The organism is Lactiplantibacillus sp. DA1, assembly GCF_032681335.1.
GTDB lineage: Bacteria > Bacillota > Bacilli > Lactobacillales > Lactobacillaceae > Lactiplantibacillus.
Map to the genome: position 1 here is coordinate 160,930 of NZ_JAWHTQ010000001.1, position 25,296 is coordinate 186,225.

The 25,296-nt window shown below is 43.2% G+C and carries 22 protein-coding genes, 7 tRNA genes and 1 riboswitch; of the genes, 5 read left to right on the plus strand and 24 right to left on the minus strand.

Annotation, left to right across the window (positions count from 1 at the left end):
• Positions 1 to 167: 167 nt before the first annotated feature.
• From RXV91_RS00775 to RXV91_RS00855, 17 genes are all read right to left on the minus strand, one after another.
• Positions 168 to 770 carry a TetR/AcrR family transcriptional regulator gene (locus RXV91_RS00775; RefSeq protein ID WP_316438270.1) on the minus strand — a complete coding sequence of 201 codons (603 nt, stop codon included), beginning with the start codon at positions 768 to 770 and terminating at the stop codon, positions 168 to 170.
• A 161-nt stretch (positions 771 to 931) separates the two neighbouring features.
• Positions 932 to 3,430 carry an ATP-dependent Clp protease ATP-binding subunit gene (locus RXV91_RS00780; protein ID WP_316438271.1) on the minus strand — a complete coding sequence of 833 codons (2,499 nt, stop codon included), beginning with the start codon at positions 3,428 to 3,430 and terminating at the stop codon, positions 932 to 934.
• Between the two features lie 18 nt (positions 3,431 to 3,448).
• The gene (locus tag RXV91_RS00785) at positions 3,449 to 3,916 is read right to left on the minus strand and encodes a CtsR family transcriptional regulator (protein WP_003644086.1); all 468 of its coding nucleotides are present in this window, start codon (positions 3,914 to 3,916) and stop codon (positions 3,449 to 3,451) included.
• A 508-nt stretch (positions 3,917 to 4,424) separates the two neighbouring features.
• Positions 4,425 to 4,498: transfer RNA gene (locus RXV91_RS00790), tRNA-Pro, on the minus strand.
• A 50-nt stretch (positions 4,499 to 4,548) separates the two neighbouring features.
• Positions 4,549 to 4,622: transfer RNA gene (locus RXV91_RS00795), tRNA-Pro, on the minus strand.
• A gap of 7 nt (positions 4,623 to 4,629) precedes the next feature.
• Positions 4,630 to 4,703, minus strand: a tRNA-Arg gene (locus RXV91_RS00800).
• A 10-nt stretch (positions 4,704 to 4,713) separates the two neighbouring features.
• Positions 4,714 to 4,799, minus strand: a tRNA-Leu gene (locus RXV91_RS00805).
• Between the two features lie 8 nt (positions 4,800 to 4,807).
• A tRNA-Gly gene (locus tag RXV91_RS00810) sits at positions 4,808 to 4,879 on the minus strand.
• A gap of 23 nt (positions 4,880 to 4,902) precedes the next feature.
• Positions 4,903 to 4,975 (minus strand) — tRNA-Thr (locus tag RXV91_RS00815).
• A 3-nt stretch (positions 4,976 to 4,978) separates the two neighbouring features.
• Positions 4,979 to 5,060 (minus strand) — tRNA-Leu (locus RXV91_RS00820).
• Positions 5,061 to 5,484: 424 nt separating this feature from the next.
• Positions 5,485 to 6,762: a serine--tRNA ligase gene (gene serS, locus RXV91_RS00825; RefSeq protein ID WP_316438272.1), complete on the minus strand. Its 1,278-nt coding sequence runs from the start codon at positions 6,760 to 6,762 to the stop codon at positions 5,485 to 5,487.
• 282 nt (positions 6,763 to 7,044) lie between these two features.
• The gene (locus tag RXV91_RS00830) at positions 7,045 to 7,680 is read right to left on the minus strand and encodes a deoxynucleoside kinase (RefSeq protein ID WP_316438273.1); all 636 of its coding nucleotides are present in this window, start codon (positions 7,678 to 7,680) and stop codon (positions 7,045 to 7,047) included.
• Between the two features lie 281 nt (positions 7,681 to 7,961).
• Positions 7,962 to 8,735, minus strand: coding sequence for a D-alanyl-D-alanine carboxypeptidase family protein (locus tag RXV91_RS00835; RefSeq protein ID WP_316438274.1), 774 nt, complete (start codon positions 8,733 to 8,735; stop codon positions 7,962 to 7,964).
• A 376-nt stretch (positions 8,736 to 9,111) separates the two neighbouring features.
• Positions 9,112 to 10,563, minus strand: coding sequence for an amino acid permease (locus RXV91_RS00840; RefSeq protein ID WP_316438275.1), 1,452 nt, complete (start codon positions 10,561 to 10,563; stop codon positions 9,112 to 9,114).
• Positions 10,564 to 10,706: 143 nt separating this feature from the next.
• A riboswitch (Lysine riboswitch) is annotated at positions 10,707 to 10,888 on the minus strand.
• Positions 10,889 to 10,946: 58 nt separating this feature from the next.
• A complete protein-coding gene (gene alsS / locus RXV91_RS00845) occupies positions 10,947 to 12,629 on the minus strand; it encodes an acetolactate synthase AlsS (protein ID WP_316438276.1) in 1,683 nt (560 codons plus the stop codon).
• A gap of 185 nt (positions 12,630 to 12,814) precedes the next feature.
• Positions 12,815 to 13,339, minus strand: coding sequence for an Rrf2 family transcriptional regulator (locus RXV91_RS00850; RefSeq protein ID WP_316438277.1), 525 nt, complete (start codon positions 13,337 to 13,339; stop codon positions 12,815 to 12,817).
• Positions 13,340 to 13,350: 11 nt separating this feature from the next.
• Positions 13,351 to 13,896 carry a GNAT family N-acetyltransferase gene (locus tag RXV91_RS00855; protein WP_316438278.1) on the minus strand — a complete coding sequence of 182 codons (546 nt, stop codon included), beginning with the start codon at positions 13,894 to 13,896 and terminating at the stop codon, positions 13,351 to 13,353.
• Between the two features lie 62 nt (positions 13,897 to 13,958).
• Here RXV91_RS00855 and RXV91_RS00860 point away from each other — a divergent pair, with 62 nt between their 5' ends.
• Positions 13,959 to 14,753: an alpha/beta hydrolase gene (locus RXV91_RS00860; protein ID WP_316438279.1), complete on the plus strand. Its 795-nt coding sequence runs from the start codon at positions 13,959 to 13,961 to the stop codon at positions 14,751 to 14,753.
• A 407-nt stretch (positions 14,754 to 15,160) separates the two neighbouring features.
• Here RXV91_RS00860 and RXV91_RS00865 read toward each other — a convergent pair whose 3' ends face one another.
• The gene (locus RXV91_RS00865) at positions 15,161 to 15,823 is read right to left on the minus strand and encodes a phosphatase PAP2 family protein (RefSeq protein WP_316438528.1); all 663 of its coding nucleotides are present in this window, start codon (positions 15,821 to 15,823) and stop codon (positions 15,161 to 15,163) included.
• Positions 15,824 to 16,084: 261 nt separating this feature from the next.
• On the opposite strand from RXV91_RS00865, the gene RXV91_RS00870 reads away from it, so the two are divergent.
• Positions 16,085 to 17,122: an LCP family protein gene (locus RXV91_RS00870; protein WP_316438280.1), complete on the plus strand. Its 1,038-nt coding sequence runs from the start codon at positions 16,085 to 16,087 to the stop codon at positions 17,120 to 17,122.
• A 323-nt stretch (positions 17,123 to 17,445) separates the two neighbouring features.
• Here the strand turns inward: RXV91_RS00870 and RXV91_RS00875 are convergent, their stop codons facing one another.
• The 4 genes from RXV91_RS00875 to RXV91_RS00890 all read right to left on the minus strand — a co-directional run bounded on the left by RXV91_RS00875 (position 17,446) and on the right by RXV91_RS00890 (position 19,950).
• A complete protein-coding gene (locus tag RXV91_RS00875) occupies positions 17,446 to 17,907 on the minus strand; it encodes a threonine/serine exporter family protein (protein ID WP_316438281.1) in 462 nt (153 codons plus the stop codon).
• A gap of 33 nt (positions 17,908 to 17,940) precedes the next feature.
• Positions 17,941 to 18,690 carry a threonine/serine exporter family protein gene (locus RXV91_RS00880; protein WP_316438282.1) on the minus strand — a complete coding sequence of 250 codons (750 nt, stop codon included), beginning with the start codon at positions 18,688 to 18,690 and terminating at the stop codon, positions 17,941 to 17,943.
• Positions 18,691 to 18,850: 160 nt separating this feature from the next.
• On the minus strand, positions 18,851 to 19,051 hold the full coding sequence (locus tag RXV91_RS00885) for a cold-shock protein (protein WP_003641227.1): 201 nt from the start codon (positions 19,049 to 19,051) through the stop codon (positions 18,851 to 18,853).
• A gap of 251 nt (positions 19,052 to 19,302) precedes the next feature.
• A complete protein-coding gene (locus RXV91_RS00890; protein WP_316438283.1) occupies positions 19,303 to 19,950 on the minus strand; it encodes a metal-dependent transcriptional regulator in 648 nt (215 codons plus the stop codon).
• Positions 19,951 to 20,162: 212 nt separating this feature from the next.
• On the opposite strand from RXV91_RS00890, the gene RXV91_RS00895 reads away from it, so the two are divergent.
• The gene (locus RXV91_RS00895) at positions 20,163 to 20,507 is read left to right on the plus strand and encodes a hypothetical protein (protein WP_316438284.1); all 345 of its coding nucleotides are present in this window, start codon (positions 20,163 to 20,165) and stop codon (positions 20,505 to 20,507) included.
• Between the two features lie 424 nt (positions 20,508 to 20,931).
• Here RXV91_RS00895 and RXV91_RS00900 read toward each other — a convergent pair whose 3' ends face one another.
• Positions 20,932 to 21,396, minus strand: coding sequence for a MerR family transcriptional regulator (locus tag RXV91_RS00900; RefSeq protein ID WP_316438285.1), 465 nt, complete (start codon positions 21,394 to 21,396; stop codon positions 20,932 to 20,934).
• 129 nt (positions 21,397 to 21,525) lie between these two features.
• Between RXV91_RS00900 and RXV91_RS00905 the strand changes: the two genes are divergently transcribed.
• Together RXV91_RS00905 and RXV91_RS00910 are read left to right on the plus strand one after the other, a co-directional pair.
• A complete protein-coding gene (locus RXV91_RS00905) occupies positions 21,526 to 23,004 on the plus strand; it encodes an MDR family MFS transporter (RefSeq protein ID WP_316438286.1) in 1,479 nt (492 codons plus the stop codon).
• Positions 23,004 to 23,726 (plus strand): DUF4811 domain-containing protein, encoded by a 723-nt coding sequence (locus RXV91_RS00910; RefSeq protein WP_316438287.1) that lies wholly within the window; start codon positions 23,004 to 23,006, stop codon positions 23,724 to 23,726. Before RXV91_RS00905 ends, RXV91_RS00910 begins: the two co-directional genes overlap by 1 nt.
• A 323-nt stretch (positions 23,727 to 24,049) precedes the next feature.
• On the opposite strand, the gene RXV91_RS00915 is transcribed toward RXV91_RS00910, so the two are convergent.
• Positions 24,050 to 24,946, minus strand: a complete 897-nt coding sequence (locus tag RXV91_RS00915; protein WP_316438288.1) for a hypothetical protein — start codon at positions 24,944 to 24,946, stop codon at positions 24,050 to 24,052.
• Between the last annotated feature and the right edge of the window lie 350 nt (positions 24,947 to 25,296).

The following is a 25,296-nucleotide window of genomic DNA, read 5'->3' on the forward strand; positions in this document are numbered from 1 at the left end:
AGGCATAAAAAAACCAAAAATAGTCGCTTAAGTTGACTATTTTTGGATTTATATTAACGAGCCGCACAGACAATAGATTGCGCGTTCGCTCGAGTTCACGGTTACAGACAAGTTATAATATACATCGAATAACTATCGTTGTCAACCAGTAGACTTATATATGACAATTAATTTTTTGCTTCACTGGCAACCCCGTATAAAATCATCTTTAACAAGGTCTGTACACGGGTCCGTTCATCAGCATGTGGATCACCAATACGATGGAAGTTATTAAACAGTGGGCTTAGACTGGTAATATAAAAATTCGTCGCCATTTGTGGTGTCACCCCAACCTGTAAGTTCATCGCCGGTTGTTCAAAGACAGTTTGAATCGGTTGTACATAATCAGTGGCAAATATTCCGGCTAACTCGCGAATATGTTCATGGGTGAGTGCTTTAAAGCTTGAGTGAATCAATGTGAAGACATCAGCCGGATGTTTATGCGTCAACAATAATGAAACTTCCGTTAATTGTTCTAACGGTGACCAATCCGTTCGAGCCCGAATTGCTTCAATTCCAGCTCTGATTTCCGCGCCAACCGTTGTAATCACGGCTAAGAAAATCACTTCTTTATCTTTAAAATGGTGATAAAGTGCTGGCTGCGTAATACCGATCACATTGGCAATATCACGGGTACTCGTTGCATCATAGCCATTTTCCAAAAACAACGTTCTTGCCGTATCTAAAATTGCTTGGTGCGTTTTCGCCATCTGCTCGGCACGTGTCGTCATATTATCATCTTCTTCCTTGACTTTATTTCCTATTATAATTTACACCAATCAGCATCGAACCACCAGTCTTGGACCTTACAGTTAACTTTAATGATCACTTAGCCTAAAAATGACGCTAGAAGTAAGACTTACTTCTAGCGTCACCATGTTGCTACTCTAACCTATTTCGATGAAACGGTCGAACGACCATCCGGCTTAGGTTGATTTTTAATATTAATAGTAATCGCACCTTTGCTGGCACCAATTGTTACTCGATCATCGACTTTAATCGCACCAGTCAATAATTCTTCGCTTAACCGGTCTTCGATTTCAGTCTGTAATGCCCGCCGAATTGGCCGTGCACCGTACTCAGGATCAAACCCTGCCTTAGCGACCACGTCAATGGCCGCTGGCGTGATTTTAATCTTGATTCCTTGTTGGGCCACCCGATCAACGATTTCTTGTGACATCAGCTTAACGATTTCGTGTAATTCTTCCTTATTCAATGAATGGAAGACAATCGTCTCATCAATCCGGTTCAAGAATTCTGGCCGGAAAGCCTGCTTCAACGAGGCCCGGATTGTCGCTGCAACTGCATTGTAGTCATTGGCCTTATCAGTAGCACCAAAACCAACTGATTTTTCATCACGGAGCGTCGTTGCACCAAGATTCGACGTCATAATCAGGATGGTGTTTCTAAAGTCTACTTTACGTCCCTTAGAGTCCGTCAAGTAACCATCATCTAAGACTTGCAATAAAATATTAAAAACGTCCGGATGAGCCTTTTCAACTTCATCAAAAAGTACAACTGAGTATGGCTTCTGGCGAACTTTTTCCGTCAACTGACCACCTTCGTCATAACCAACATAACCCGGTGCCGAACCAATCAAACGGCTGGTTGAATAACGTTCCATGTATTCAGACATGTCGATCCGAATCATATTATCCTCAGACCCAAACATCGCTGCAGCTAACGCTTTAGCAAGTTCTGTCTTACCAACCCCAGTCGGCCCTAGGAACATGAAGGAACCAATCGGTCGACTTGGGTCTTTCAAACCACTACGAGCCCGTCGAATCGCACGAGCCACCGCAGATACGGCTTCTGGTTGACCAACAACTCGTTCATGTAAAATCTTTTCCAAGTTGACTAAGCGTTCACTTTCAGTTTTTTGCAACTGTGTTAACGGTACGCCGGTCCATTCGGCAACCACTTGGGCAATATCTTCACCAGTCACTTGTAAATCATAATGTGGCGTTGTCCCTTCAGTGACTTGTGCTTCCTGATCCGCTTCAATACGATCAAGACGCTGTTTAAGTTGCATTTCTCGCTTACGAATATCAGCAGCTTGTTCAAAGTCCTGTGCTTCGATCGCAGTCTCTTTATCTTCACGTAGCTGAGCTAGCTTATCTTGATTCTTAGATAACTTCGTCGGCTGATCCATCTGATCAATTCGGACCTTAGCCGCTGCTTCATCCATCAAATCAATCGCTTTATCAGGTAAGAACCGGTCACTGATGTAACGACTAGATAATTTAACTGCCTGTTCAACAGCTTCATCCGTAATCGTAACCCGGTGATGTTCTTCATAGCGTGGCCGTAATCCGTTTAAAATTTCAACGGCTTCATCCTCAGTTGGTTCATTGACCATCACGGTTGCAAAACGACGTTCCAAAGCTGCATCAGATTCAATGTACTTTTGATATTCATTTAAAGTCGTGGCACCAATCGTCTGAAGTTCGCCCCGTGCAAGTGCGGGCTTCAAAATGTTAGAAGCATCAATTGCCCCCTCAGCACCACCGGCACCAATCAAGGTATGCAATTCATCGATGAATAAAATAACGTGACCATCGTTGTAAATTTCGTCAATTACTTTCTTTAAACGGTCTTCAAATTCACCCCGATACTTAGTACCAGCCACTAGCGACCCCATATCGAGCATCATCAACCGCTTATCGGCCATATCAGTTGGGACATCACCCGCAATAATCTTTTGGGCAAGGCCTTCCGCAATCGCCGTTTTACCGACTCCAGGTTCACCGATTAATACCGGATTATTCTTTGTCCGCCGAGACAGAATCTGAATCACCCGTTTAACTTCCTTAGAACGACCAACCACTGGGTCCATCTCTTGTTCACTAGCTAGTTGGGTTAAATCCCGTGCTAATGAATCCAGCGTTGGGGTTCCTTCAGCCTTTTTACCACCGCGATTGGCCGTATTGCGCTTGCTCATGGCGTCACTGACACCTAGCTTACGAAGGACTACCTTACGCGTCTGACCAAGATCTAAATTCAAGTTCATCAAGATCCGCGAGGAAAGGATACTTTCATCAGAAAGCATCGCTAACAATAAATGCTCAGTTCCAATCTTGTTAGCACCGAGCCGTTTTGCTTCATCACCGGCAACGGACAAAATCTCTTTGGCCTTTGGTGAATATGGCAAGTAGGTTTCCTTGCCAACATTACTTAACGTCCCATAGCCAGTGAACCGTTCAATTTCTTCACGAATGTCATCTTCACTAACGGCATATTGTTGCAACACCTTATTCGCAATCCCATTTTTCTCAATCGCCAAGGCTAGTAACAAATGCTCCGTACCAACTGCCTGATGCTTAAAATATTTGGCCTGTTCCTGTGCCAGTACTAACACACTCTTAGCACTAGGTGTAAATAAGTTATCCATTGCGATTCCTCGCTTTCTTTAGCTTTCGTAACGCAAGTGGTTCAGGATTCCGATAATTATCCGAGCCCGCAAACTATTTTCTAAGTCCCGATCAGTTAATCCTAACGTCTCGTGATCGATGGCCACTAAAATCAACTGTGCTTCCCTACGGTTTAAGACATCATCCTCATATAAGCTCTGAACGACTGCGTAGGCATCTCGTTGTGTGATAGAATCGCCAATCACTTGAATGAGGGCATCTAACACATCAGCATCATCGACCAAATTAACCTTTTCAATGCGAATATAACCACCACCGCCACGTTTACTTTCTACTAAGTAACCATTTTGGATCGTAAAACGGGTTTTAATCACATAATTAATCTGTGAGGGTACCACGTTGAAAAGGTCGGCAATTTCTGACCGTCGAATTTCAACATGCTCCGAGTCCGCCAAAATACTTTTTAAATACTTTTCAATAATATCCGAGATATTTTGACTTTGCATGTGCTTCACCCTTTTCATTATCTTTGACTAATATTGACTATTATTATACGAGGATAATAAAAAAAAGCAAAGAATTTCACCCTAACCGCGGACCAGTATGTCCTTAACGGTTGTTACAGCATAGCACGCTGACCGTTTGCTTTCAATTGATTGGACCATTTAGCACGCACTAATGATTAAATTTATGAGATCCTCGTATTCATTGAACTACCTATTTAAAATATGTCAAGTTACGCCACTTATCATGTGTGCTATCTTAATAGTGACGCACCACTGATCGCCAACAACTAATTTGTCCGGTATTTGCACTCATTAAGCTCAAAAGTCGACTGCTTAGGCCCACTAGACAAGTGCTAGTTAATTTCTAGCTTGGTGCCTGCACTAACCGCCGCTTGTAAGGCATTGCTGCTAACGGGACGCGGCTAGTAATGCGCTTAGACACGATCAGGGGTAAAAAAGGCCATAAAAAAAGCCAGTCAATTGACTGGTTTAGTTGGTTTAACCGTAATCGGGAAAACAGGATTTGAACCTGCGACCCCTACGTCCCGAACGTAGTGCTCTACCAAGCTGAGCTACTTCCCGAGAATATTAAATAAAAAGCCTTAGTACGTAACTAAGACTGTGTTAAACGATCGGGAAAACAGGATTCGAACCTGCGACCCCCTGGTCCCAAACCAGGTGCTCTACCAAGCTGAGCTATTTCCCGATACTAATGCACCCAGTAGGAGTCGAACCTACAACCTTCTGATTCGTAGTCAGACACTCTATCCAATTGCGCTATGGGTGCTTATTTAAAATGCCGAGGACCGGGATCGAACCGGTACGGTTATCACTAACCGCAGGATTTTAAGTCCTGTGCGTCTGCCAATTCCGCCACCCCGGCAAATTAAAAGCGGAAGACGGGATTCGAACCCGCGACCCCCACCATGGCAAGGTGATGTTCTACCACTGAACTACTTCCGCATAATAAATTATTAAATTGTAAATGCCGACTAGAGGATTCGAACCTCCGACCTCCTCATTACTAGTGAGATGCTCTGCCAACTGAGCTAAGTCGGCATGTGCGGGTGAAGGGACTCGAACCCCCACGTCGTAAGACACTAGAACCTAAATCTAGCGCGTCTGCCAGTTCCGCCACACCCGCATGATATTAAATCATGCCTTGTTGCCGGTCTAAACAGTTCTTACTGGTACGCCTTGACAACTATTTAACTTTATCATCATGTTGAATACTTGTCAACAACTTTTTTAACATAAATGGATAAATATACTTTTTATTGGATAAACAAGTTATATTTTTCCGACAAGAAATATTATAGCACGGTAGCCGAAAATAGCAAACCCTATTTTCAAAAAAAGGATAACAAATTTCATTAGGTCTAGTTTTAGCGCCCTTTATCACCGAGAATCATTGACTTGTGTCGCTGCTCTCACCATCTTTATTGAACTAATTTGCAGTATTTAGCCTTCCTTTACGCCTTCATCTTGAAACAAACACCCCCTTTAATACTCATTAATTATGCAAAAAGCGGGCTCACACAACTGTGAGTCCGCTTGGTCTATTCTAATTAACCTTGTTTTTCGATCTTGGTTTTGCCGTGCATATAAGGAACTAACACGTCAGGAATCGTGACCGTTCCATCTTCATTTTGATAATTTTCCAAAATTGCAGCAACGGTCCGACCAACCGCTAAGCCACTCCCGTTCAACGTATGAACGAATTGTAACTTACCATCGTCATCTCGATATTGAATGTGTGCACGTCGAGCTTGAAAATCAGTACAGTTTGAACAACTTGAGATTTCCCGGTATTTATCTTGTTCTGGGAACCAAACTTCCAAATCATGGGTCATTGCGGCCGTAAAACTCATGTCACCAGTCGTCAACGTAATCACGTGATAAGGTAACCCAAGCTTCTTCAACAATGATTCCGCATTGTTAGTCAGCTTTTCCAATTCATCCCATGAATCTTCTGGTTTAGTAAACTTAACCATTTCAACTTTATTAAATTGATGTAACCGGATCAAACCTTTAGTATCACGGCCAGCACTCCCCGCCTCTTCACGGAAAGCTGGTGATAAGGCCGTAAAGTAAACTGGTAATTTTTCGGCTGGGATGACTTCATCACGATAATAGTTGACTAACGGTACTTCCGCCGTTGGAATCAACGTTAAATCTTGCGTTGTAATTCGGAAAGCATCTTCCTTGAATTTTGGAAATTGGCCAGTACCATACATAGATTCATCAGTAACCATGTATGGCGGTAATACTTCCGTATACCCTTCAGCTTCATGTTGATCTAAGAAGAAATTGTAAACGGCCCGTTCCAACTTGGCACCATCGCCAACATAGTACAAGAAACGGCTGCCTGAAACCTTCGCACCACGTTCGAAGTCCAAAATTCCTAAGTCCTCACCGATATCCCAATGCGCCTTAGGTGTAAAGTCAAAGTGTCGTGGCGTACCAATTCGACGTAATTCAACGGCGTCTTCCTCTTTCAAGCTTACTGGTACATCTGGATGTGGCATGTTAGGTAAATGTGCAGCCATATCCTGAACTTGGGCATCAACTGTCCGGCGTTGTTCATCTAAAGCCTTAACATCCGCACTAACCTTTTGCATTTCTGCAATTTCCGCACTGGCATCTTCTTTATTACGCTTCTTCTGTGAAATTTCACCCGAAACTTGATTCCGAGTTGACTTCAATTGTTCACTTTTGGCAATCAGCTCACGACGTTGTTCATCGGCAGCTAACAAATCATCGATATCACTAGCGGCAACACCCCGATGACCAAGTTGTTCCTTCACAAAATCTGGATTTTGACGAATCATCTTAACATCTAACATAACGACGTCTCCTTCACACTATTTTATCGTAAATAAAAACAGTCTCTCCTCCCAATTGGGACGAAGAGACTGCGATTCGCGGTACCACCCAAGTTCAGGATCATCATTAATCCCACCCTTAAACGGATAACGGCCGTGCCGTGCAGTATTACCTGCCCACATTGTCGCGCCGGAGTTTCGACTACCGGTTCACACCACCCACCGGTTCTCTGAACGTCTACTTAAAACGCGCCGTGTTTAATATTCACTGTCTACTATAGAACATTGGCCCCAAAAAGGCAACTAGCCTAAACTAGCAACTTTATCGTCAATCAATCGAATAACTTCTTGACGAGCGTCCGCATCAGCCACGAAATCAAGTTGATCACCATCGATCTGCATCTTCGGGCTGTGGTCATAGTTAGCATACCAATTCGTGTAGCGTTCATTTAAAGTCTGATAATATTTATACAAATCTGGATCTTGATCGATTTGTTCGTAAGAACGGCCCCGCTTTTGGATTCGCTTGAGCATCGTATCAAAAGAAATATTAATATGAATCAATAAATCTGGACTCTTTTGGTGCGACGCTTCTGGTAATTCCTGCATCATGTTATCTAGCAATGAATCATAAATGTCAACTTCGGTATTCGTTGCCCGACCCAGATCACCATTTAAATGGAACAATAGTGAGTCTTCAAAGATCGAACGATCCAAGACGTCCAAATCGTTAGCAAAAGCTGATTTAATACTATCCAACCGTTTATTCAAAAAATAGATTTGCAATAAGAACGCGTACTTCTTAGGGTCCTTATAAAATAACGGCAAAATGGGATTATCATCAACTGACTCGTAAAACGCTTTAGAACCAAAATGGTTGGCCACTAACTGCGTTAAACTCGTCTTGCCGGCACCGATTGTTCCTGACATTACAAGCATGGGGCGTCTCTCCTTTTAATCACGTCAAAATTTTGATTATCTCTAAAAGCAACACTACATATTGTACGCACCCCCGTCTCAAAATGCAATATCTGGTGAGTCAATTCATCAAAAAACTTCTAGGCTTATTCAAACGGGAATAACATGGCCCAGTAACTAAGCTCACTGATTGCCACGTTGCAACCACCGTTTGTGACAGGCCAGTATGAACATAAAAGCACGTTAGTTAGTTCCTAACGTACTTCCATGGTATTCTGCTGATTTAGCTATCGCATTGCATTTTACTTAGCGGCTTTTTCTTTAGCCTGTAACAAACTAACGTATTGTTCTAGCGTTAAGTTGTGCTTGGTCATAAATTGAGCACTGGCTTTACCGACATAACGAAAATGCCAAGATTCATAATCGATTCCCGTCGACTGCTGACCTTCCTTGGTAAATCGCAATACAAAACCATAATCCGCTGCGTGATTGATCAACCATTGTTGCCCCTTATCCTTATCTGAAGAAGATAGCAACTGATTGCCGTGCGTGCTATACCAATGTGTATTCATGATGTCGGCAGCTAAGCCCGTCTCATGCTCACTACCACTAGGAACGGCTACGTATTCTTTCGTCAGCTTCAACGCTTCTTTAGCCGTCTTACCTTGATTTTCATAAGTTTGAATCGATTGATTCCAAACTTCTTTTTGGTACGCCACGGACCGATAACCTGAGACCAAAGTTGCGGGATAACCAGCTTTCTTAGCACCTGCTAAGAAAGCTTCTAACGGTTTGACAATTGAACTACGAACTTCAATACCGTCAACACTTGACTTGCCAAACGTCATTTCAGAACGCTTATGCCACTTATTAACGACTACTAAGTCGCTATCCGTTGACTTAACGCCCTTCGGCAACGCCCTAATCAACCGTTGCCGCTTCGTTTGCGTTTTGGTAGTCCTGGCACTAGTACTGCTACTGGCGCGCTTAGCTGTCGACTGATTCGTACCACAACCACCCAACACTCCTACCAATGACACTAACGCTAATCCTGTTACCAAATTTCTCTTTAACATCTCTCTCGCTGCCTTTCTCAATTCAGCTTAGCATAGTCATATCGGACTAGCTCATTCTTAAGGTCATGTTTGCGAATTTTTAATGATTCCACTGTCTTTTTCCTTTATCAAATTACCATAAATATCAATTAATCGCATCTTAAATCTGGTGGCCAATTAAAATTTCAATAGCACTAGTCTCAAATATGACCTTAGATTTTGAGCACCTTTATAAAACGTCCCCCACAACGATACGCGATCAGCGTCCCAGGTCACTTAGACCATCTCAAAAGTTGTCGTCAATCAAGCCCAAATCATGAAAGATTCCATAAAAAAATGCGCTTGACCATTAAACAGGCCAACGCACTTTTGCAATCAACAAAGCTTAATTAGTTCATTATTTTTTATGATGATGCTTGCGGGTTAAATCAACCTTATCCAACGGAATCATCTTCGTGTGATAGCGAAGTTTGTAATAGACATACAAAATGATAAACAGTGGGATGCTCATATAGGTGACCCCAATGGCTTGCCAATCAAGGGTGGCAAACGAATGTAAGTCTTGACCGATAATAACCACTAAGCACAAGATAAAAGCAAACCACGGTCCAAATGGGAACCACTTCGCATGATACCGTAACTCACTCAGTTGATGGCCCTGTTTGACAAAGGCCTTCCGGAAACGCAAGTGTGAAACGGCAATGCCTAACCAAGCGATAAACCCAGTTAACCCACTAGCTGAGACAAGGAAAATATAAATCCGTGCGCCAAACAAACTTGACAAGAACGTTAGTAAGCCAATTACCGTCGTTCCCAGTAAAGCCATTACTGGAATCCCCCGACGATTGACCCGGCCGAACGTTTTGGGCGCATAACCTTGTAATGACAATGAGTATAACATTCGGGTTGACGCGTACATCCCTGAATTAGCGGCTGATAGCACTGATGTTAAGATAACCGCATTCATTACGCTAGCCGCAGCTGCCAACCCAGCCCGTTTGAAGACTAACGTAAACGGACTGATGGCAATATCACTCGCCGATGACCCTAATAAATCTTTCGACGTATACGGAATGATTGCGGCAATCACAAAGATGGCTAAAATGTAAAATAATAAAATCCGCCAAAAAACTTGTTTAATGGCTGCGGGAATGCTCTTCTCAGGCGTCGCCGATTCACCAGCCGTAATCCCAATTAATTCAGTACCTTGGAATGAAAAGCCAGCAACAACAAACACGCTTAGAATAGTTGGAATACCACCGACAAACGGCGCCTTTTTATAAGTAAAATTACTCAAACCGGTAGCATGACCGCCCATGATACCTACAATCGTTAAAACACCGATGACTAAGAACACTAACACGGTCACTACTTTAATCAGGGAGAGCCAGTATTCAGTTTCTCCAAACGAACGTACCGATAATGCATTGATTGTAAAGATCAGTACCAGCGCAATTAGACTAAAGACCCATCCCGGAACGGACGGTAACCAAAATTGCATAACGATGGCTGCTGTACTAATGTCGACCGCTAACGTAATGGCCCAGTTAAACCAATAATTCCAACCCATTGCAAACCCGAGGGCCGGATCAACGAATTTAGTCGCATAAGTAGAAAACGAACCTGAAACCGGCAAATACGTCGCCATCTCACCCAAACTAGTCATTAAAAAATAAACCATAATCCCAATACCGACATAGGCTAGTAACGCACCACCTGGGCCGGCCGTTGAAATTGCGGAACCAGATGCCACAAACAAGCCGGTCCCAATACTACCACCTAGTGCAATCATGGATAAATGCCGCGTCTGTAAGGACCGGTGCACTTCCTGATGTTGTTTTTCTGCCATTGCAGAACCTCCAAAAATCGATTTATATCTAAAAGTGTTCACACCGATTCAGTTAAGCACAACCAAAATAAAAAGCCTCTCTGCCTCACGATAACGTGCGCAAAAAGACTTTAATCAGATTGATTGACATAATTGCTGATTTCATCGTCGATAGCGCCCCGCAACTATTCTAGCTGCGACAGTCCTTGATTTATTCAACCAAAGCCCAACGGATGAATCGGTCACTGATTCATCGATTTCGGCGGTTGCCCCGTTCACTGGCCTTCATTAGTGGTGACCCACTTCTAGTCAGTTACTATTGTTAACCGCGTCCTCTTCTTTCGATATACTCAACTATTATATCCGACCCATCATCTTTTGACAACCGGCCATCAAGTTTAATTTTAATAAAATTGGTCTGGTAACATTGTCTTGCCTAGGGCTTTGTTATCAGAATAATCAATTGGAATATCCACCACGACCGGCCCAGCTGTTGCAAAGGCCTGATCAAGTACCTTGTCCAAGTCAGCCGGTTGGTCCACTCGCAAGCCAGTCGCCCCAAAGCTCTCGGCATACTTCACAAAGTCCACTGGGCCAAAGTGAACCGCAGCATCCTCACCATACTTCATTTCTTCTTGGAACTTAACCATATCATAAGTCCCATCATTCCAAATCAAATGTACGATATTTTGCTTCAACCGGACAGCCGTTTCTAACTCTTGAGCAGAAAATAAGAAACCACCATCACCAGAAACCGAGACGATCTGCGTCTCAGGACGAACTAAAGCTGCTGCAATCGCCCATGGTAAAGCAACGCCTAACGTTTGCATCCCATTACTGAAAAGTAAATGGCGGGGTTCATAACTGCGAAAATGACGTGCCATCCAAATATAGTGGCTCCCCACATCAACGGTGACTGTCATGTCATCCCTGACTCGCTGTTGCAATGCCGCAATTACTGACAACGGGTGACTTAATTTAGAATGCTTATCAATATTAGGAACAAAGTCACGGGTTTGAAGACGTTCTTGTAGTTCACTCAAGTATGTTTGAGCACTGTCACTAATACTGTAGCCTTTCATGTATGGCAATAAGAAATCTAAGGTCTGGGCAATATCACCGATCAATTCGGTTTCCGGTTGAAAGTTATGATCGATTTCTGCACGCATAGCATCGATAACCACGATCCGGGCCTTACCTTCCGCATTCCAGTTGCGGGGTTCATATTCGATTGGATCATAACCAACGGCAATGACCAAGTCCGATTTCTTCAACAGCATATCGCCCGGTTGATTACGGAATAAACCGACCCGACCGAAGAAATGGTTAGCTTCCAAGTCGCGCGAAATTACACCGGCCGCCTGGAAAGTCTCGACAACGGGTAAATTAGCGGCAGCCACCAAATTTCGAATTGCTTTCGTCACTTCTGGCGAAGAAGCTCGCATCCCAACTAACAAGACAGGTAATTTAGCGGCCTTGATTTTTTGGGCTAATAACGTGGCTTCAACCGGACTAGCAGGCCCTAACTTTGGCGCCTGAATTGGCGTAATAACGGGCGCCCGAACAACTGAATCCGTCACATCCTGGGGAACACTGACAAAACTGGCCCCTTGCTTAGCTGCCGTTGCTTCTTGATATGCATTCGCTAAAACTTCAGAAATGTTTTCCGGTTCCTGAACTTCGGCGCTGTACTTAGTGATTGGCTTAAAAAGAGCGGCGTTATTCATGCTCTGGTGAGTTAAACGTAACAAGTCCGCACGTTGAACTTGACCAGAAATAGCCAGGACGGGATCGCCTTCAGCCGTCGCCGTCACTAACCCAGTTGCCAGATTACTAGCACCCGGACCAGAAGTCGTCATCACAACACCTGGTTTGCCAGTGATGCGGCCAATGCCAGCTGCAATAAACGCCGCGTTCTGTTCATGCCGTGTCACAATTAGCTGCGGACTTTTTGGATTAACGGGGTGTTCTAACCGTTCAAAAACGCGATCAATTTTAGCTCCGGGAATCCCAAATACGTACTTAACATCGTGGTTTACAAGGCTATCAACAATTGCGTCAGCCCCATAGTATTTCTTATCTGCCATGTTGTTCTCCTTTATCTTGTGAAATTCATTGTTAGAATACCATAAAAAAAGCTTTAATAACAGCATTTTCAGCCTTGTGAAGTAAAGCGTATCATTTTAAAAATGATCCCGAATTAGTAAAAGCGCGCCAATATTGGTTTACTGAGCGAAACCGCTAACACTTTTTATTAAGTTTGTACGACGTCTCACTTACTAGTTCGCATTCGACTGAGTAAGTGGTTTAATTGCGCCATCTTATCATCAGAATAGTTCGTCCAATCCAATACCGGAATCTGCTTTACTGCTAACAATTCTTTGATCAAAGTGGCTAACTTTTGCTGATCTAAGAAATCCAGCCATAATTGATCGGCTCGTGAAAAAATCCCGTTGACCACCTTAGTTCCCTCGTGGGCCACCGGTTCAACATCCTTGAAGACTTGATCAAAATAGCCATAGTTTGGAAAAGTCTGTAAGGTACCCTCAATGGCCGCAACCACATCAGTAATTGAAATATCTTCTGGTGCGCGGGCTAAGTGGACCCCACCATTGTTACCACTAGTAGACGTCACTAGTCCCGCCACCACTAACTTGCGAATGATTTTGCGAATATACGTGGCTGAACCACCAATTCGCTCGTGCAAGACATCCGCCGTTAACGGAATCTCAGGCTGCTGGGTGGCTAATAACACCAGCACGCAAGCGGCCTGCTCAAATGATTTTGCGAGTTGCATTAACTCATCTCCTAAGGGTTTAATTCCACACAGTCATAAAATAGTTCTGTTTGACCAGCTCCAAACGGCGCATAGTCTGGATGGCGTACAGCATCGTATTGCTGAAAATTAGCATGTACTAAGATTTGTTGGGAAGCTGGATTACTTGCCAAACAACTGGCCGTGATTCGCCGTAAATGAAGTGTCTTAAATCCATACTGTAAAATACGAGCGACTGCTGCTGTCATAATTCCCCGGTGCCAATACCGTGTATTCAGCATATAACCTAGATCCATCTCCAGTGTTGCCGGCTCACCCGTATTCGTCATTCGTTCGTATAAACCAACGCTGCCAATTGCACGGTGGCAGGCCACCAGTTCAATCGCAAAAATCTGTGGAAGTTTAGCTTGTTGTTTTAACAAAAATTCGGCTTCCGTTAAGCTGTGCGCTGGCGTAAAACCAGCCGATGCTGCAATCGCCGGATCACGAACTAAATCGTAATAATCCGTGGTATCCGCCAACGTAAAAGGCCGTAACTCGAGTTGCTCGCCGCGAGCTGTAACCGTAACCATGCCCATATCTGTTCCACCTGACTTGCGTTATAATAGTTATGTTAACCATATCAAATTGAGGTGATTGCATGCAAGTTATTAACCAAAAATTAACAGATACAGGCGCGCAATTGACCGGTTATTTGCATCAACCGGATACTAACGCACACCAAACAACTCTACCAGCGATCATTATCGTTCCAGGTGGCTCGTATACGCATATTCCAGTGGCACAGGCTGAAAGTCTCGCGATGGCTTTTGCTGGTCACGGTTATCAAGCCTTTTACTTGGAATACACGCTACTTAGTGACCAACAACCACTCGAACTAGCCCCGGTACTAGACCTGGGGCGTGCCGTCAGCTTACTACGTCAACATGCAGCTGAATGGCACATCGACAGTCAGCAGATTATCCCTGCTGGCTTTAGCGTCGGCGGTCATATTGTCGCGCTATATAACGATTACTGGGCAACCAGCGTCGCAACCACACTGCAAACAGTTCCGGCTACTTTAAAACCGAACAACGTGCTACTAGGCTATCCAGTGATCAGTCCACTACTCGGTTTTCCTAAAGATGCGGCAACCTTGGCCACTTGGTCACAGACACCAACTGAATTAGCCGCTGAACAGCATGTTAACGCTAATAATCAGCCAACTTTTATTTGGACCACCGCTGACGATCCAATCGTGCCGGCAACCAACACACTAGCTTATGTCAGTGCATTGGCGACTGCTCAAATACCTTATGAATTGCACGTGTTTAAGCACGGGCCCCATGGATTAGCCTTAGCTAACTCACAAACGGCCTGGAAACCAGACGCTGACCAGCCTCATGTTGCACACTGGTTAACGTTAGCGTTAGAATGGCTTGCTGATAATCGTTAAACTCACAAGCTAGCAAATCATTGTCGCGCATTCGTCATGGCTCATTGCTAATATTTAGGTGTCGTTTCTCGTTTATCGGCAAGCGGTCGACTTCTAGAATTAAGTGCCAATGCCTAGAAATTAGTATGGGTCAAACTAATTCAGTCATATTCACGCTACGTTGCACCATTTTCAATTGGGTCTAGACGGACTGTTTCTGATTTTAAAGATTGGACACGTTTTAACAATTTTCACCGTCGACAGCATCATTGACTATGAACAAAAAATCGTTTGACTTAATCTACAGGCTGATTGCCAAGTACGGATTAAGTCAAACGATTTTTATCACGTTCACTTCAAATTTACTATTCAAATGTCAGATGGCCTGCCGAATCGAATAATAATCAAATTAAGTTCGTTAATTAACCTTATAAATACGAACGATAAAACAGTGGCCACTTCAATAATCCCGGTGCCCAGAAAACGTAAATCCACTGCATGATCTGGCTCCAAGTCCAAGCTAATAACACAGCTCCCAACGTATCAGTCGGATAATGGGCATTAAGATAAATTCTGGAAAAGATAACTAAGACTAACCAAACCACACTCGCCCATTTAACAATCATCGCCATCCGATAACTTGGTAATTCTGGAACTACCAGCATGACAATCACACTAACTAGCACGAAGGTTCCTAAAACATGTCCGCTGGGATAACTATACCCGGTGTCTTGCGCCAAATGACCGATTGGCCGTGCTCGGCCGACTACGTGCTTAGTAATGAAGCCTAACACCATCGCACCGACCATGTAAGTTAGTGACCAAAACGCTTGAATCTTATACTTGAACCCATACATAAAAAACGCCAGAATAATGATCCATAGAACATCCATTCCGGGCGAAGCCAGCCAAGCAATTACCTTGTAAAAAGCAACCCAAATACCACTGTTGCTAACTTGAACCAGTGATGTTAAGGCCACGTCTAACAAATCAATACCAACCGCGCCGTCACTAATAAAATAGCTTAAATAGGCAAATAGAATTACCCCAACGACAAACTTGACCGGCCGACTACGCGACTTATCGATCATCAAAACAAGAACCCCCATTTAATATATAAATTACCAAAATTATAACATAGTCTATTAATCGACTGAACGAATCCTTAATATCTCTCAGGGAACCTTAAAAAAAAACAAAGAAATCTTATTTTAGTCACGTTTTATTAACAAAAAGGTTATGCTTATTCTGACAGTCATCGATTAACGAACTAAATCTTACGTGGATTCAGTTCCCGCTGGCTCAAAAAAATGCTAAACTATGAATAACTATTACCATTGGAGGAAGAGTTCATGGAAGACATGCCAAGTCGCTCAGAAATGCATCGTGAAAAATCACAGGGAAACAATTCACAGGGGAATGGTAACGGGCCTAAGAAAAAGCATCCCGTTCGTAATACCATTTTGATTATTATTGCCGTGCTATTAGTTGGGACCGGTGCGTTTGCTGCACGGACTTACTTTAATGCCAAAAATGCGGCCGACACGGTCTTCAAGAGTAGTGGCATCAAGAAGTCACGAAATACCAGTGCCGTTTTAAATGGTAAAAAGCCCGTCTCAATTCTATTACTTGGGACTGATACGGGGGCTCTTGGTCGTAATTACAAAGGCCGAACCGATACGATTATTCTAGCCACTATTAATCCAAAGACTAAAACAACGACCCTGATGAGTTTGCCACGTGATTCTGAAGTGGCGGTCTCCGGTTTTGAACAAGATTTTCCAACTAAGTTAAACGCCGCCTACGCTTATGGCAGTGCCGGCACGACCATTAAAACTGTTCAAAAATGGTTGAATGTCCCGATTGACTACTACGCTTTAATCAACATGGGTGGTATGAAAAAGGTCGTCAACGAAATTGGTGGGGTCGACATTACCCCAATTCGAACATTTACTTATGAAGGTTACACTTTCACTAAGGGTCAAAAGGAACACATGAATGGGGCTAAAGCTTTAGCATATTCCCGGATGCGTTATGATGATCCCCTCGGCGACTACGGTCGGCAACAACGGCAGCGGCAATTGATCACTGCTATTCTGGGTGAAAGCACTAGTGCTTCTAACTTGCTAAAACAAGATTTCTTAAATTCACTTGCTAAACAAACGCGGACTGACTTAACATTTGGTAACCTAACTAGCATCGTTACTAATTACCGAAGCGCTACCAAGAATATTGTTTCTGACCACGCTCAAGGTACAGGTAAGATGATTGATGGGCAATCCTTCGAAGTTGTGTCACAATCCGAAAAGCAACGGGTTACTAACGTATTGCGTCAGTCCCTTGACTTAAAGGCTGCAACAACTGGTGAAAAATTCGCCAATCAAAATTAAGCGGCTGACATTATTAAGCAACTAACGACTATTTGTCGCGAGCTGCAATTGAAAAAGTCCCACCGAGACTTCTCTTATTGTGAGGAAGTTCAGTGGGACTTTTTGATGCTCAATTAATCTGTCATGAATCATGTTTTAAATGTGCCAATTAGATGGATTTCTGTTCGTCAGCAATCCGCGTTCTATTCCGACTAACCCCTGCGTTAGGACAGAACTGGCTGTTTGAAACATTTAATACTAGCAAAACAACCGAAAAACAGTTGAAGTATTGCAGTTACTATCTTCAACAGATCCAGACTAGCTATTATTGTCTTCAGTTTCAATCACGATTCTAATCGATGTAGGCGCCACTGACGAATGCAAAATGCAATTAACCGATTAAGTAACTCAGCCAGTAAAAAGCCTAATGCGATTGCTCCGGTAATCATAATCACTTGTAACGTGAATGATACGGCCTCACGATAATTACCAAGTGCGAAATTACGAACCATCTGATAAGCCTGACTACCAGGCACAAACGAGACTAGGCTTGGAATGTTAAAAATAATGGCGGGCATCTTCTTGTAGCGGGCGGCTAAACTACTGAGCACCCCAATACCAACTGAGCCAATTAAACTACCTAAGACGACCCCGCCATCAAAAGCCTGCACGATCAAATACCCACCCCATGTCAGGGTACCAATCCAGCCTGCGACATTTAACGCTTGATGTGGAATATTAATAATCAGGCCAAAACCCAGCACTGCAATGTAAGCCAGTACTAATTGTCCAATCGTGCTCATCATGATCCCTCCGAATGCTCGGGCTAGTCCCCGTGCTTAAAATAATGTAATAACAACGGCAATCCCAAAGCCCAGCGCCGCCGCACTCAACATTGCTTCCACCCCACGTGCGGGTCCACTGACAAAATTTCCAGCCAAGGTATCCCGTACCGCGTTTGTTAATGGCACTCCCGGGACCAGCGGCATTAATGCCCCAATAATAATATCGTTAACATTGGTTCCCCAACCAATCTGACACACCCATTCCGCACTGAATCCAATTAAAAGTGCTGCTGTCAACTCACTTAAAAATTTGATTTTGAGGTACCGGTTAAGCAAGTAGAAGACTAAATAACCCAATGTTCCAATAATGATAGTTGGCCACGTATTGATAGTTTCCTGACGAAACATGATCATCAGGGGGCCGCTAACTAGTGCGGCTCCAATTAGTTGAAGCCACAACGGAAATGACCGGGAAGCTGCATCCAACTGATTGAGTCGCTGGTATAACGTTGGTAAATCAATCGTGGACGCTGCAAACTCCCGGGATAACTGATTAACTTGCGCCACCTTTTCAAGGTCAATTGTTCGCTGATTGACAGCAGCAATCTGAGTAGCATTACGCCCTTGAATCGACATCATAACTCCAGTAATCGTTACGTAGGTATTGGCCGCAACCACCCCGGCATTCTGGGCAATCCGCATCATCGTATCATCCACTCGCGAAATCTCCGAGCCATTTTCGACCATGATTTTCCCCGCCTTCAAGCAAGTCGCAATAATCATTTCATCAGTCGTCACGGTCATCCCTCCTCGTGCTTAAGTAATTGCTTTCTCTAATTATCCTTACTTTAAGGTCGTTAGTAAAGCTTTATTTGTCATCATTAGTCAGCATAAATATGGTCACTAAAAAAACCGATCACAGGAAGTAATTCCCGTAACCGGTTTAAGCCATTTAAGCTGTTAATTATGCTTTAGTAACGTTAACTGCTTGTGGGCCACGATCGCTTTCTTCAACGTCGAAGTTTACAGCTTGGCCTTCATCAAGACTCTTGAAGCCGTCTTCTTGGATAGCTGAGAAATGTACAAAGACATCGCTACCGTTTTCGCGAGTGATAAAACCAAAACCCTTATCAGCGTTGAACCATTTAACTGTTCCGTGTTCCATAATAAAAAATCCTCCTAGTGCATTTTGCACGTATAAAATAATGTAAATCATGATTCGGTACAAATGGGGATAGTTTATTGAAACGATCTGACCAAAATTACCTAACCAAGCTACAAGAGTAATTGTAGCATATTGTTTCTAAAAAGGGTAGCTAAACACTATGATTTCCATGAAATGTTTATGTGATGATAAATGAAACAGAATAACTAACTAATAATAAGTTAGTTTGTTCGGTACGTCCTTAACATTCCCTACTTAACAAAGACGTTATGCGCTGCCTTAAAACTAATGGGGATTTCTTCACCAGTCGCTTGGATCACCACAGTCACCGGTCCTTCGAATGGATCGTGTTTCAAAACCGTAACTTGTTGCCCAATTTTGAGCAACGTATCATGTAAGTAAACTAACAAATCATGGTTATCAATAAAACGCTCAATCGTAACTGTCGTGCCATCTGGCGTATCCGCCAAACTTGTATGACTATCTTCCTGGTAATGCCCGTCCTTATCTGGAATAGCACCACCATGTGGACAATGCGTGGGATGACCTAAAAAGGCCTCTAAAGAATCCACTAACCGTTCGCTCGTCACGTGCTCCAGCACTTCAGCTTCTGTATGCACATCCGGCAAATCGTAATCAAGCTTATCGACTAAAAAGTCTTCCCAGATACGGTGCTTACGAACTAACGTCTCAGCGTAGCGAATCCCCTTTTTTGTCAACGAAATACCGGCATAAGGGGTATGCTTTGCCAAACCTTCCTGAACTAACTTACCGACCATTTCCGTTACAGAACCAGCCGCGATGTCTAGGCTTAAAGCAATCTGCTTATTGGACACCTTTTTTTTCGTACCACCAAGCTCGAAAATAATTTTTAAGTAATCTTCCTTCATGGGGGTCATGAATATTCTTCACCTCAACTAATTAGTTACTTCTGACTCTCTCTAAATGTAATTCTACCATCTTACTACAATTAAGACACCAGTTCTAGTCTTTAATGACCACAAAGTTTTGAATTAATTGTCTAATCGTGACATAATTAATTGTAGCGCAAATAACCCAATTTGGTTACTAATTTATAAGCGTGCTTGTTCGACTAAGGAGGAACCGCATCGTGAATAATGATGCTCAATTATCAATTACGCAATTAGATCGTTCTTTGCAACATAAGGCGGTTGAAGACTTTGCAGCCTTTTACTTACAGCTTTTTGACGCTAACAACCTGGAAGTGATGTCCAACTATGACGTTGCCACTTATATGACCGACATCAATGAACACCTTACTTATGGCCGCTACATGACCAAGGCACAGCGTTTGAATGATACCGTTAACTTTTCATTTACGGCCTATATCAATTTGATTGATCGGCTCGATCAAAAATATTTTACTAGTGGTAATTCCGCGCTATCATGGAATGAATGGTTAGCCGCCCAGTTTGCCCAAATCGCAACTTCTTAACAATTCTACAATTTATGATTAATTTTTAGAGATTGAGTTCAAGCTCAATCTCTTTTTTGTGCGTATCACGCAATAGTCGTGGTGTTACATGTTAACAAGACAAAAAAGCCCCAAGCTTTCCCGCAGCACTTGGGGCCTCTGGCAAATATCATCACCGGGCGATTGAAGACTACTACTAGTTTCAATTACACGTTGTTTTTATGCACGATTACTACCTAGCCGAGCTAGGCATCTCTCAGCGCTTATTCGCGCTCCGTTGTAAATCCTTTTGCAAAGTTAAACTTCAAAACACGACCAACATGACGACGGTCAACCCAGCCATAAGATCGGTTGACGAACGGGAAACTTAAATGCCCAAGTGACTTACCGATACTTACCAACTTAAATTTAACATTAATCAATCAGTTACACAAGCTGAAGGTTGCTAGCCTTCTGACTTGACCGGATAAAGTCGATAGTGTGGTTGTTCATCTTGGATGTAGCAATACAGCCGTTGCGTCTTTGCTTCATCAAAGTAGCCCAATTTGACCATATGATGCCCATCACGTTCTTCAATTCCTTGAAAAGCCGTCATCATAAAGATACGCATCATCTCCATTTGATTATTATAACCATTGGCCCGTTCAACAGCTGACGCTAGTGTAAAACCTTCATCTAGCATCATCTTAACAAAATGAACACGCATCAACGTGCCATACGAATAGCGGTGTGTCGTATTCTTCTCAGTTGCTTTCAGACTATGAATATACTTTTTTTGTTCCCAGTAGCGTAGTTGTGTCTGGGAAACACCGGTCATTTTCGCCAAATCACTGATGCCAATCGTAAATTGGTGTTTATGAATTTGTTCTTTGAATTTTTTAAAAAATACGCCATCTTCTCGATTATCCACAGGTTAGCCCCTTTTCTAACAATTTCAATATTCAGTATATTATTTTTGATATTAATGTCAAGTTTGTTGACAAAGCTGGTAAATCCGATTATATTAGACAACGTACTTTTTTAGAGAGAAGGGATTTACTTGTCAACTCCTGTTGATACGCATGGGAAGCCCTATAACCGTGGCTTACTCATTGCAGTTTTATTAATTGGTACCTTTTGTACCGTTCTTAATCAAACGATTTTAACCACTGCTTTCCCAACGTTGATGAAAGATTTTGATATCACAACGTCGACCGTTCAATGGTTAACAACCGGATTCATGTTAGTCAACGGGATTATGATTCCCGTCAGTGCATGGCTAAGTTCACGAATTTCCACTAAATGGTTGTACCTGACCGCAATGGCTATTTTTGAAATAGGGACCATTATTTGCTGGACAGCCCCTAACTTCGGCTTCCTACTGGCTGGACGTTTGATTCAAGCCGTTGGGGTCGGCGTAACCATGCCACTACTTCAAACGATTATGCTATCAATCTTCCCCGCTGACAAGCGTGGGGCTGCCATGGGAACTGCCGGAATCGTTATCGGTTTAGCCCCAGCCATCGGTCCAACGTTATCTGGGTGGGTTATTGACAACTTATCATGGCGTGATTTATTTGGTTTGATTGTTCCAATCGTTGCAATTGTTCTAATCGCCGGCTTCTTCTTCATGGCTAACGTTTTGGAAACATCTAAGCCCAAACTAGACTTTGCATCGCTAGTACTTTCAACCATTGGTTTTGGGAGCTTGCTATATGGCTTTTCATCCGTTGGTGACAATGGCTGGACTTCTGCCGTCGTCCTCTCAACTTTGATTATTGGTGTTATCTTCATCATTGGCTTCATCTGGCGTCAATTAACGATGGAAAATCCATTCTTACAATTACGGGTCTTCAAACACGCCGAGTTTACAATTGCTGCTATTCTGAGTTCAGTTGCAAACATGGCTATGGTTGGTGCTGAAATGGTTATTCCACTCTACTTGCAAATCATTCATGGCTTCTCCGCCTTTGAATCCGGACTATCATTATTAGCCGGAGCATTAATGATGGGGGTCATGAGCCCAATTACTGGTCGGGCCTTTGACCGTTTTGGTGCCAAACGCTTGGCTATTTTAGGGATGTTCTTACTGACCATTGGAACGATTCCATTTGCGTTTATTACTCGTAATACCGCAACCGTCTACATCGTGGTGCTCTATGCTGTTCGGATGTTCGGGATTGCTATGGTCATGATGCCCGCAACGACTGCTGGGATGAACGCCCTCCCCGTTGAATTAATGGGGCATGGGACAGCCGTTAACAACACGACGCGTCAAATCGCTAGTTCCATCGGGACGGCCATCTTAACCTCCGTCTTATCAAACGTTACGGATGCCACTAAGCCAGCTCACAGCCTGATTAAGAGCAATCCACTCGGCTACCAAAACGGCTATTTCAACGCAACCTTAAATGGTTACCATGCGGCTTTCTGGGTGGCCGTGGGCTTCTCAGTTGTCGGACTCGTTGTGGCCTTCTTTATGAAGGGCAAGCAACATTCTATTAAGCCAGCGATGAAAACTAAGGAGGTGAACGACTAATGATTCTGGTATTACTCGTTGTTAGTGCAATCGCACTCTTCTTATCATTTATCTACGTTCACCAAAACACGTTGCGGATCTGCTTATCCGTTATCTTTGCGGCCCTCTTAGTGACCTCGATCGTCTTCGTCTCAAAGAACGATGGTCAACATTACGGTATGGTCAAAACGACCACGACCACCACGCAATCACTAAAGTCCGCTGGTAGTAGCAAACAACTTGATTTATTGCTCTATCAAAGTGTGGGTACCGCTGATAAACATCGGGTCTATATTTATAAGAAGACCACTAATCAGAAAAAAGTTAGCCATACGACAGCCAGTGTCAAAACGGCTAACCAAGTTAAGACCACGACCGCAACGCCTAAGCTAGTCACTAAGACGACTCGCTGGACTTATAAGAGTAATGCGATGAAGTTCTGGTTTGGTCTAGCTAATAATGATAAACAATTGATCAAACGAACCAACTACTTCTATATCAACAAGAATTGGGTCGTCCTTAGCACTACGCAGGCAAAACAATTCAGCAAGTTGATGAAACAACAACAAGCGACATTAAAAGCACGTGCTAAAGTTTACGTTACTAATCAGGTCAAGGCCGCAATGGTTAAAAATCCAACGATGAGCAAAGCACAACTCGCACAAGTTCAAAAAGCCGCGGCCGCTCAATATCAAGCTAATGCTATTCAAAGCATGCTTAAAACAGTTAAGGCTAGCAAATAGCTTGAACTAACAATTAAAACAAGCCCACAGCCTACTGGTATATTAGGGAATATGGTCTTAATTATCATCAGATTTTCCACAATCAGCACGATTCGCGCTAGCATCAAGCATAGACCTTAATCAGCATCAAGCTGCAGACTTGTTAAATAAACAGCCGTCGCTTAGACTAGCTTGGTAGTGAATCCATCATGTAAAAAACAAACGTCCGCCGTTGATCGATTTAGATCAGCGCGGACGTTTGTTTTTATATCATACATAATTCCATTATTGAAACTGTCAGACGATTACTTTGCAACTTTAACGTTCAACAACTAATAAATAACCTATGCAAACAATCGATCGACCACTGACGGCTGGCTGGGAACCAAGTCGAGTAGGCTCTCGGCATCATCGTAATCGGCATCATCGTCATATTGATCATCAGTATCATAATCACCACCGTCATCGTCGTCAGACTCACTATCAGTATCTGCGCCGTCATCGCTATCGGACTGATTTTCGCTATCATCATCATAGTCACTATTCGAATCTTCATCATCTTCTGAGAAATCCGAAGCACTATCGGCATCACTATTATTATCGGAATCATCATTCGAGTCCGTATCTTGATCATTCCAATCGTTATCAGCCGAATCCTCGTCAGTGTCGTTCGTGTCATCACTCGAATCAATCGTTTGATCATCACCCCTCGAATAATCATCACTTTCGCCGGTCTGATCATCGTATTCCTCATCTAATCTTTCGGCAACATCGTCAACATCGCTATCGTCTGCAAAGAGTGCCAAAATAAACCAGTCGGGAACCTCAGCTAACGTGTCCATATCCCACTTATTTTTAGCGGCAGCGATACTTCGGCGTAATGCCGCTGCCCGTTTGGCGTCAGCCGCACTGACTTTCATTTTGGTTTTGGCCTTTTTAGCCGCAAGCAATAACTGCTTGACCTTAGGTTTCAACGGTTTCAAATACGGCTTTTTATCCCAGTTAATAGCTGCGCAGCGTTTGAGTACGTCTGCTGAATAATTGCCGTCCTTCACCTTTAACTGCGCTTTAACATCGTCCGACAATTGCTGATATTCCTGATAATCACTGGCTACAGTGACTTTCAATTGTTTCAACTTATTCGTCAAGCTTGTTGCTCCGTTCGCGATTTTGACCCCCTTATCAACTGTCGTCAACGCTTTTTTAACCTCACCAGACTTCAACTTAGCTGTCGTCGTCAAGTAAGCCTGCGTTTGATCTCGGTACGCCTGTGCCTTTTCGTCCTTAGGCTTTTGTGTTAAAGCGTTATCAAAATATGTCAGTGCTTTTTGGTACTTACTCTCAGCAACCGCATTTAACCCCTTCTCGATTGACCGTTAATAATCCTTATTATGACAACCAGCTAAGCCGACCACCATCAAACATAACAATATCAATAATGACACCCGTTGTTTCCCCGATTTCATCCCTGCTTCACTATCCTTTTTGGTTGGTGTTTATACTTCAATAAGTATACCGTTAGCTCGCCAATCCTGCCAGCCTATATAAATTCATTTATATTTCGATTGACCGTGCGGAAAACAGTGATCTC

Excerpts from the sequence above, each read along its gene's own strand:
- RXV91_RS00850 (WP_316438277.1), bottom strand. The coding sequence starts at position 13,339 with ATGCAACTCGCAAAATCATTTGAGCAGGCCGCTTGCGTGCTGGTGTTA.
- RXV91_RS00775 (WP_316438270.1), bottom strand. The coding sequence starts at position 770 with ATGACGACACGTGCCGAGCAGATGGCGAAAACGCACCAAGCAATTTTA.
- alsS (WP_316438276.1), bottom strand. The coding sequence starts at position 12,629 with ATGGCAGATAAGAAATACTATGGGGCTGACGCAATTGTTGATAGCCTT.
- RXV91_RS00830 (WP_316438273.1), bottom strand. The coding sequence starts at position 7,680 with ATGCTTGTAATGTCAGGAACAATCGGTGCCGGCAAGACGAGTTTAACG.
- RXV91_RS00855 (WP_316438278.1), bottom strand. The coding sequence starts at position 13,896 with ATGGGCATGGTTACGGTTACAGCTCGCGGCGAGCAACTCGAGTTACGG.
- RXV91_RS00860 (WP_316438279.1), top strand. The coding sequence starts at position 13,959 with ATGCAAGTTATTAACCAAAAATTAACAGATACAGGCGCGCAATTGACC.
- RXV91_RS00785 (WP_003644086.1), bottom strand. The coding sequence starts at position 3,916 with ATGCAAAGTCAAAATATCTCGGATATTATTGAAAAGTATTTAAAAAGT.
- RXV91_RS00780 (WP_316438271.1), bottom strand. The coding sequence starts at position 3,430 with ATGGATAACTTATTTACACCTAGTGCTAAGAGTGTGTTAGTACTGGCA.
- RXV91_RS00865 (WP_316438528.1), bottom strand. The coding sequence starts at position 15,823 with ATGATCGATAAGTCGCGTAGTCGGCCGGTCAAGTTTGTCGTTGGGGTA.
- RXV91_RS00885 (WP_003641227.1), bottom strand. The coding sequence starts at position 19,051 with ATGGAACACGGAACAGTTAAATGGTTCAACGCTGATAAGGGTTTTGGT.
- RXV91_RS00875 (WP_316438281.1), bottom strand. The coding sequence starts at position 17,907 with ATGATGAGCACGATTGGACAATTAGTACTGGCTTACATTGCAGTGCTG.
- serS (WP_316438272.1), bottom strand. The coding sequence starts at position 6,762 with ATGTTAGATGTTAAGATGATTCGTCAAAATCCAGATTTTGTGAAGGAA.
- RXV91_RS00880 (WP_316438282.1), bottom strand. The coding sequence starts at position 18,690 with ATGACCGTGACGACTGATGAAATGATTATTGCGACTTGCTTGAAGGCG.
- RXV91_RS00890 (WP_316438283.1), bottom strand. The coding sequence starts at position 19,950 with ATGACCCCCATGAAGGAAGATTACTTAAAAATTATTTTCGAGCTTGGT.
- RXV91_RS00840 (WP_316438275.1), bottom strand. The coding sequence starts at position 10,563 with ATGGCAGAAAAACAACATCAGGAAGTGCACCGGTCCTTACAGACGCGG.
- RXV91_RS00870 (WP_316438280.1), top strand. The coding sequence starts at position 16,085 with ATGGAAGACATGCCAAGTCGCTCAGAAATGCATCGTGAAAAATCACAG.
- RXV91_RS00835 (WP_316438274.1), bottom strand. The coding sequence starts at position 8,735 with ATGTTAAAGAGAAATTTGGTAACAGGATTAGCGTTAGTGTCATTGGTA.
- RXV91_RS00910 (WP_316438287.1), top strand. The coding sequence starts at position 23,004 with ATGATTCTGGTATTACTCGTTGTTAGTGCAATCGCACTCTTCTTATCA.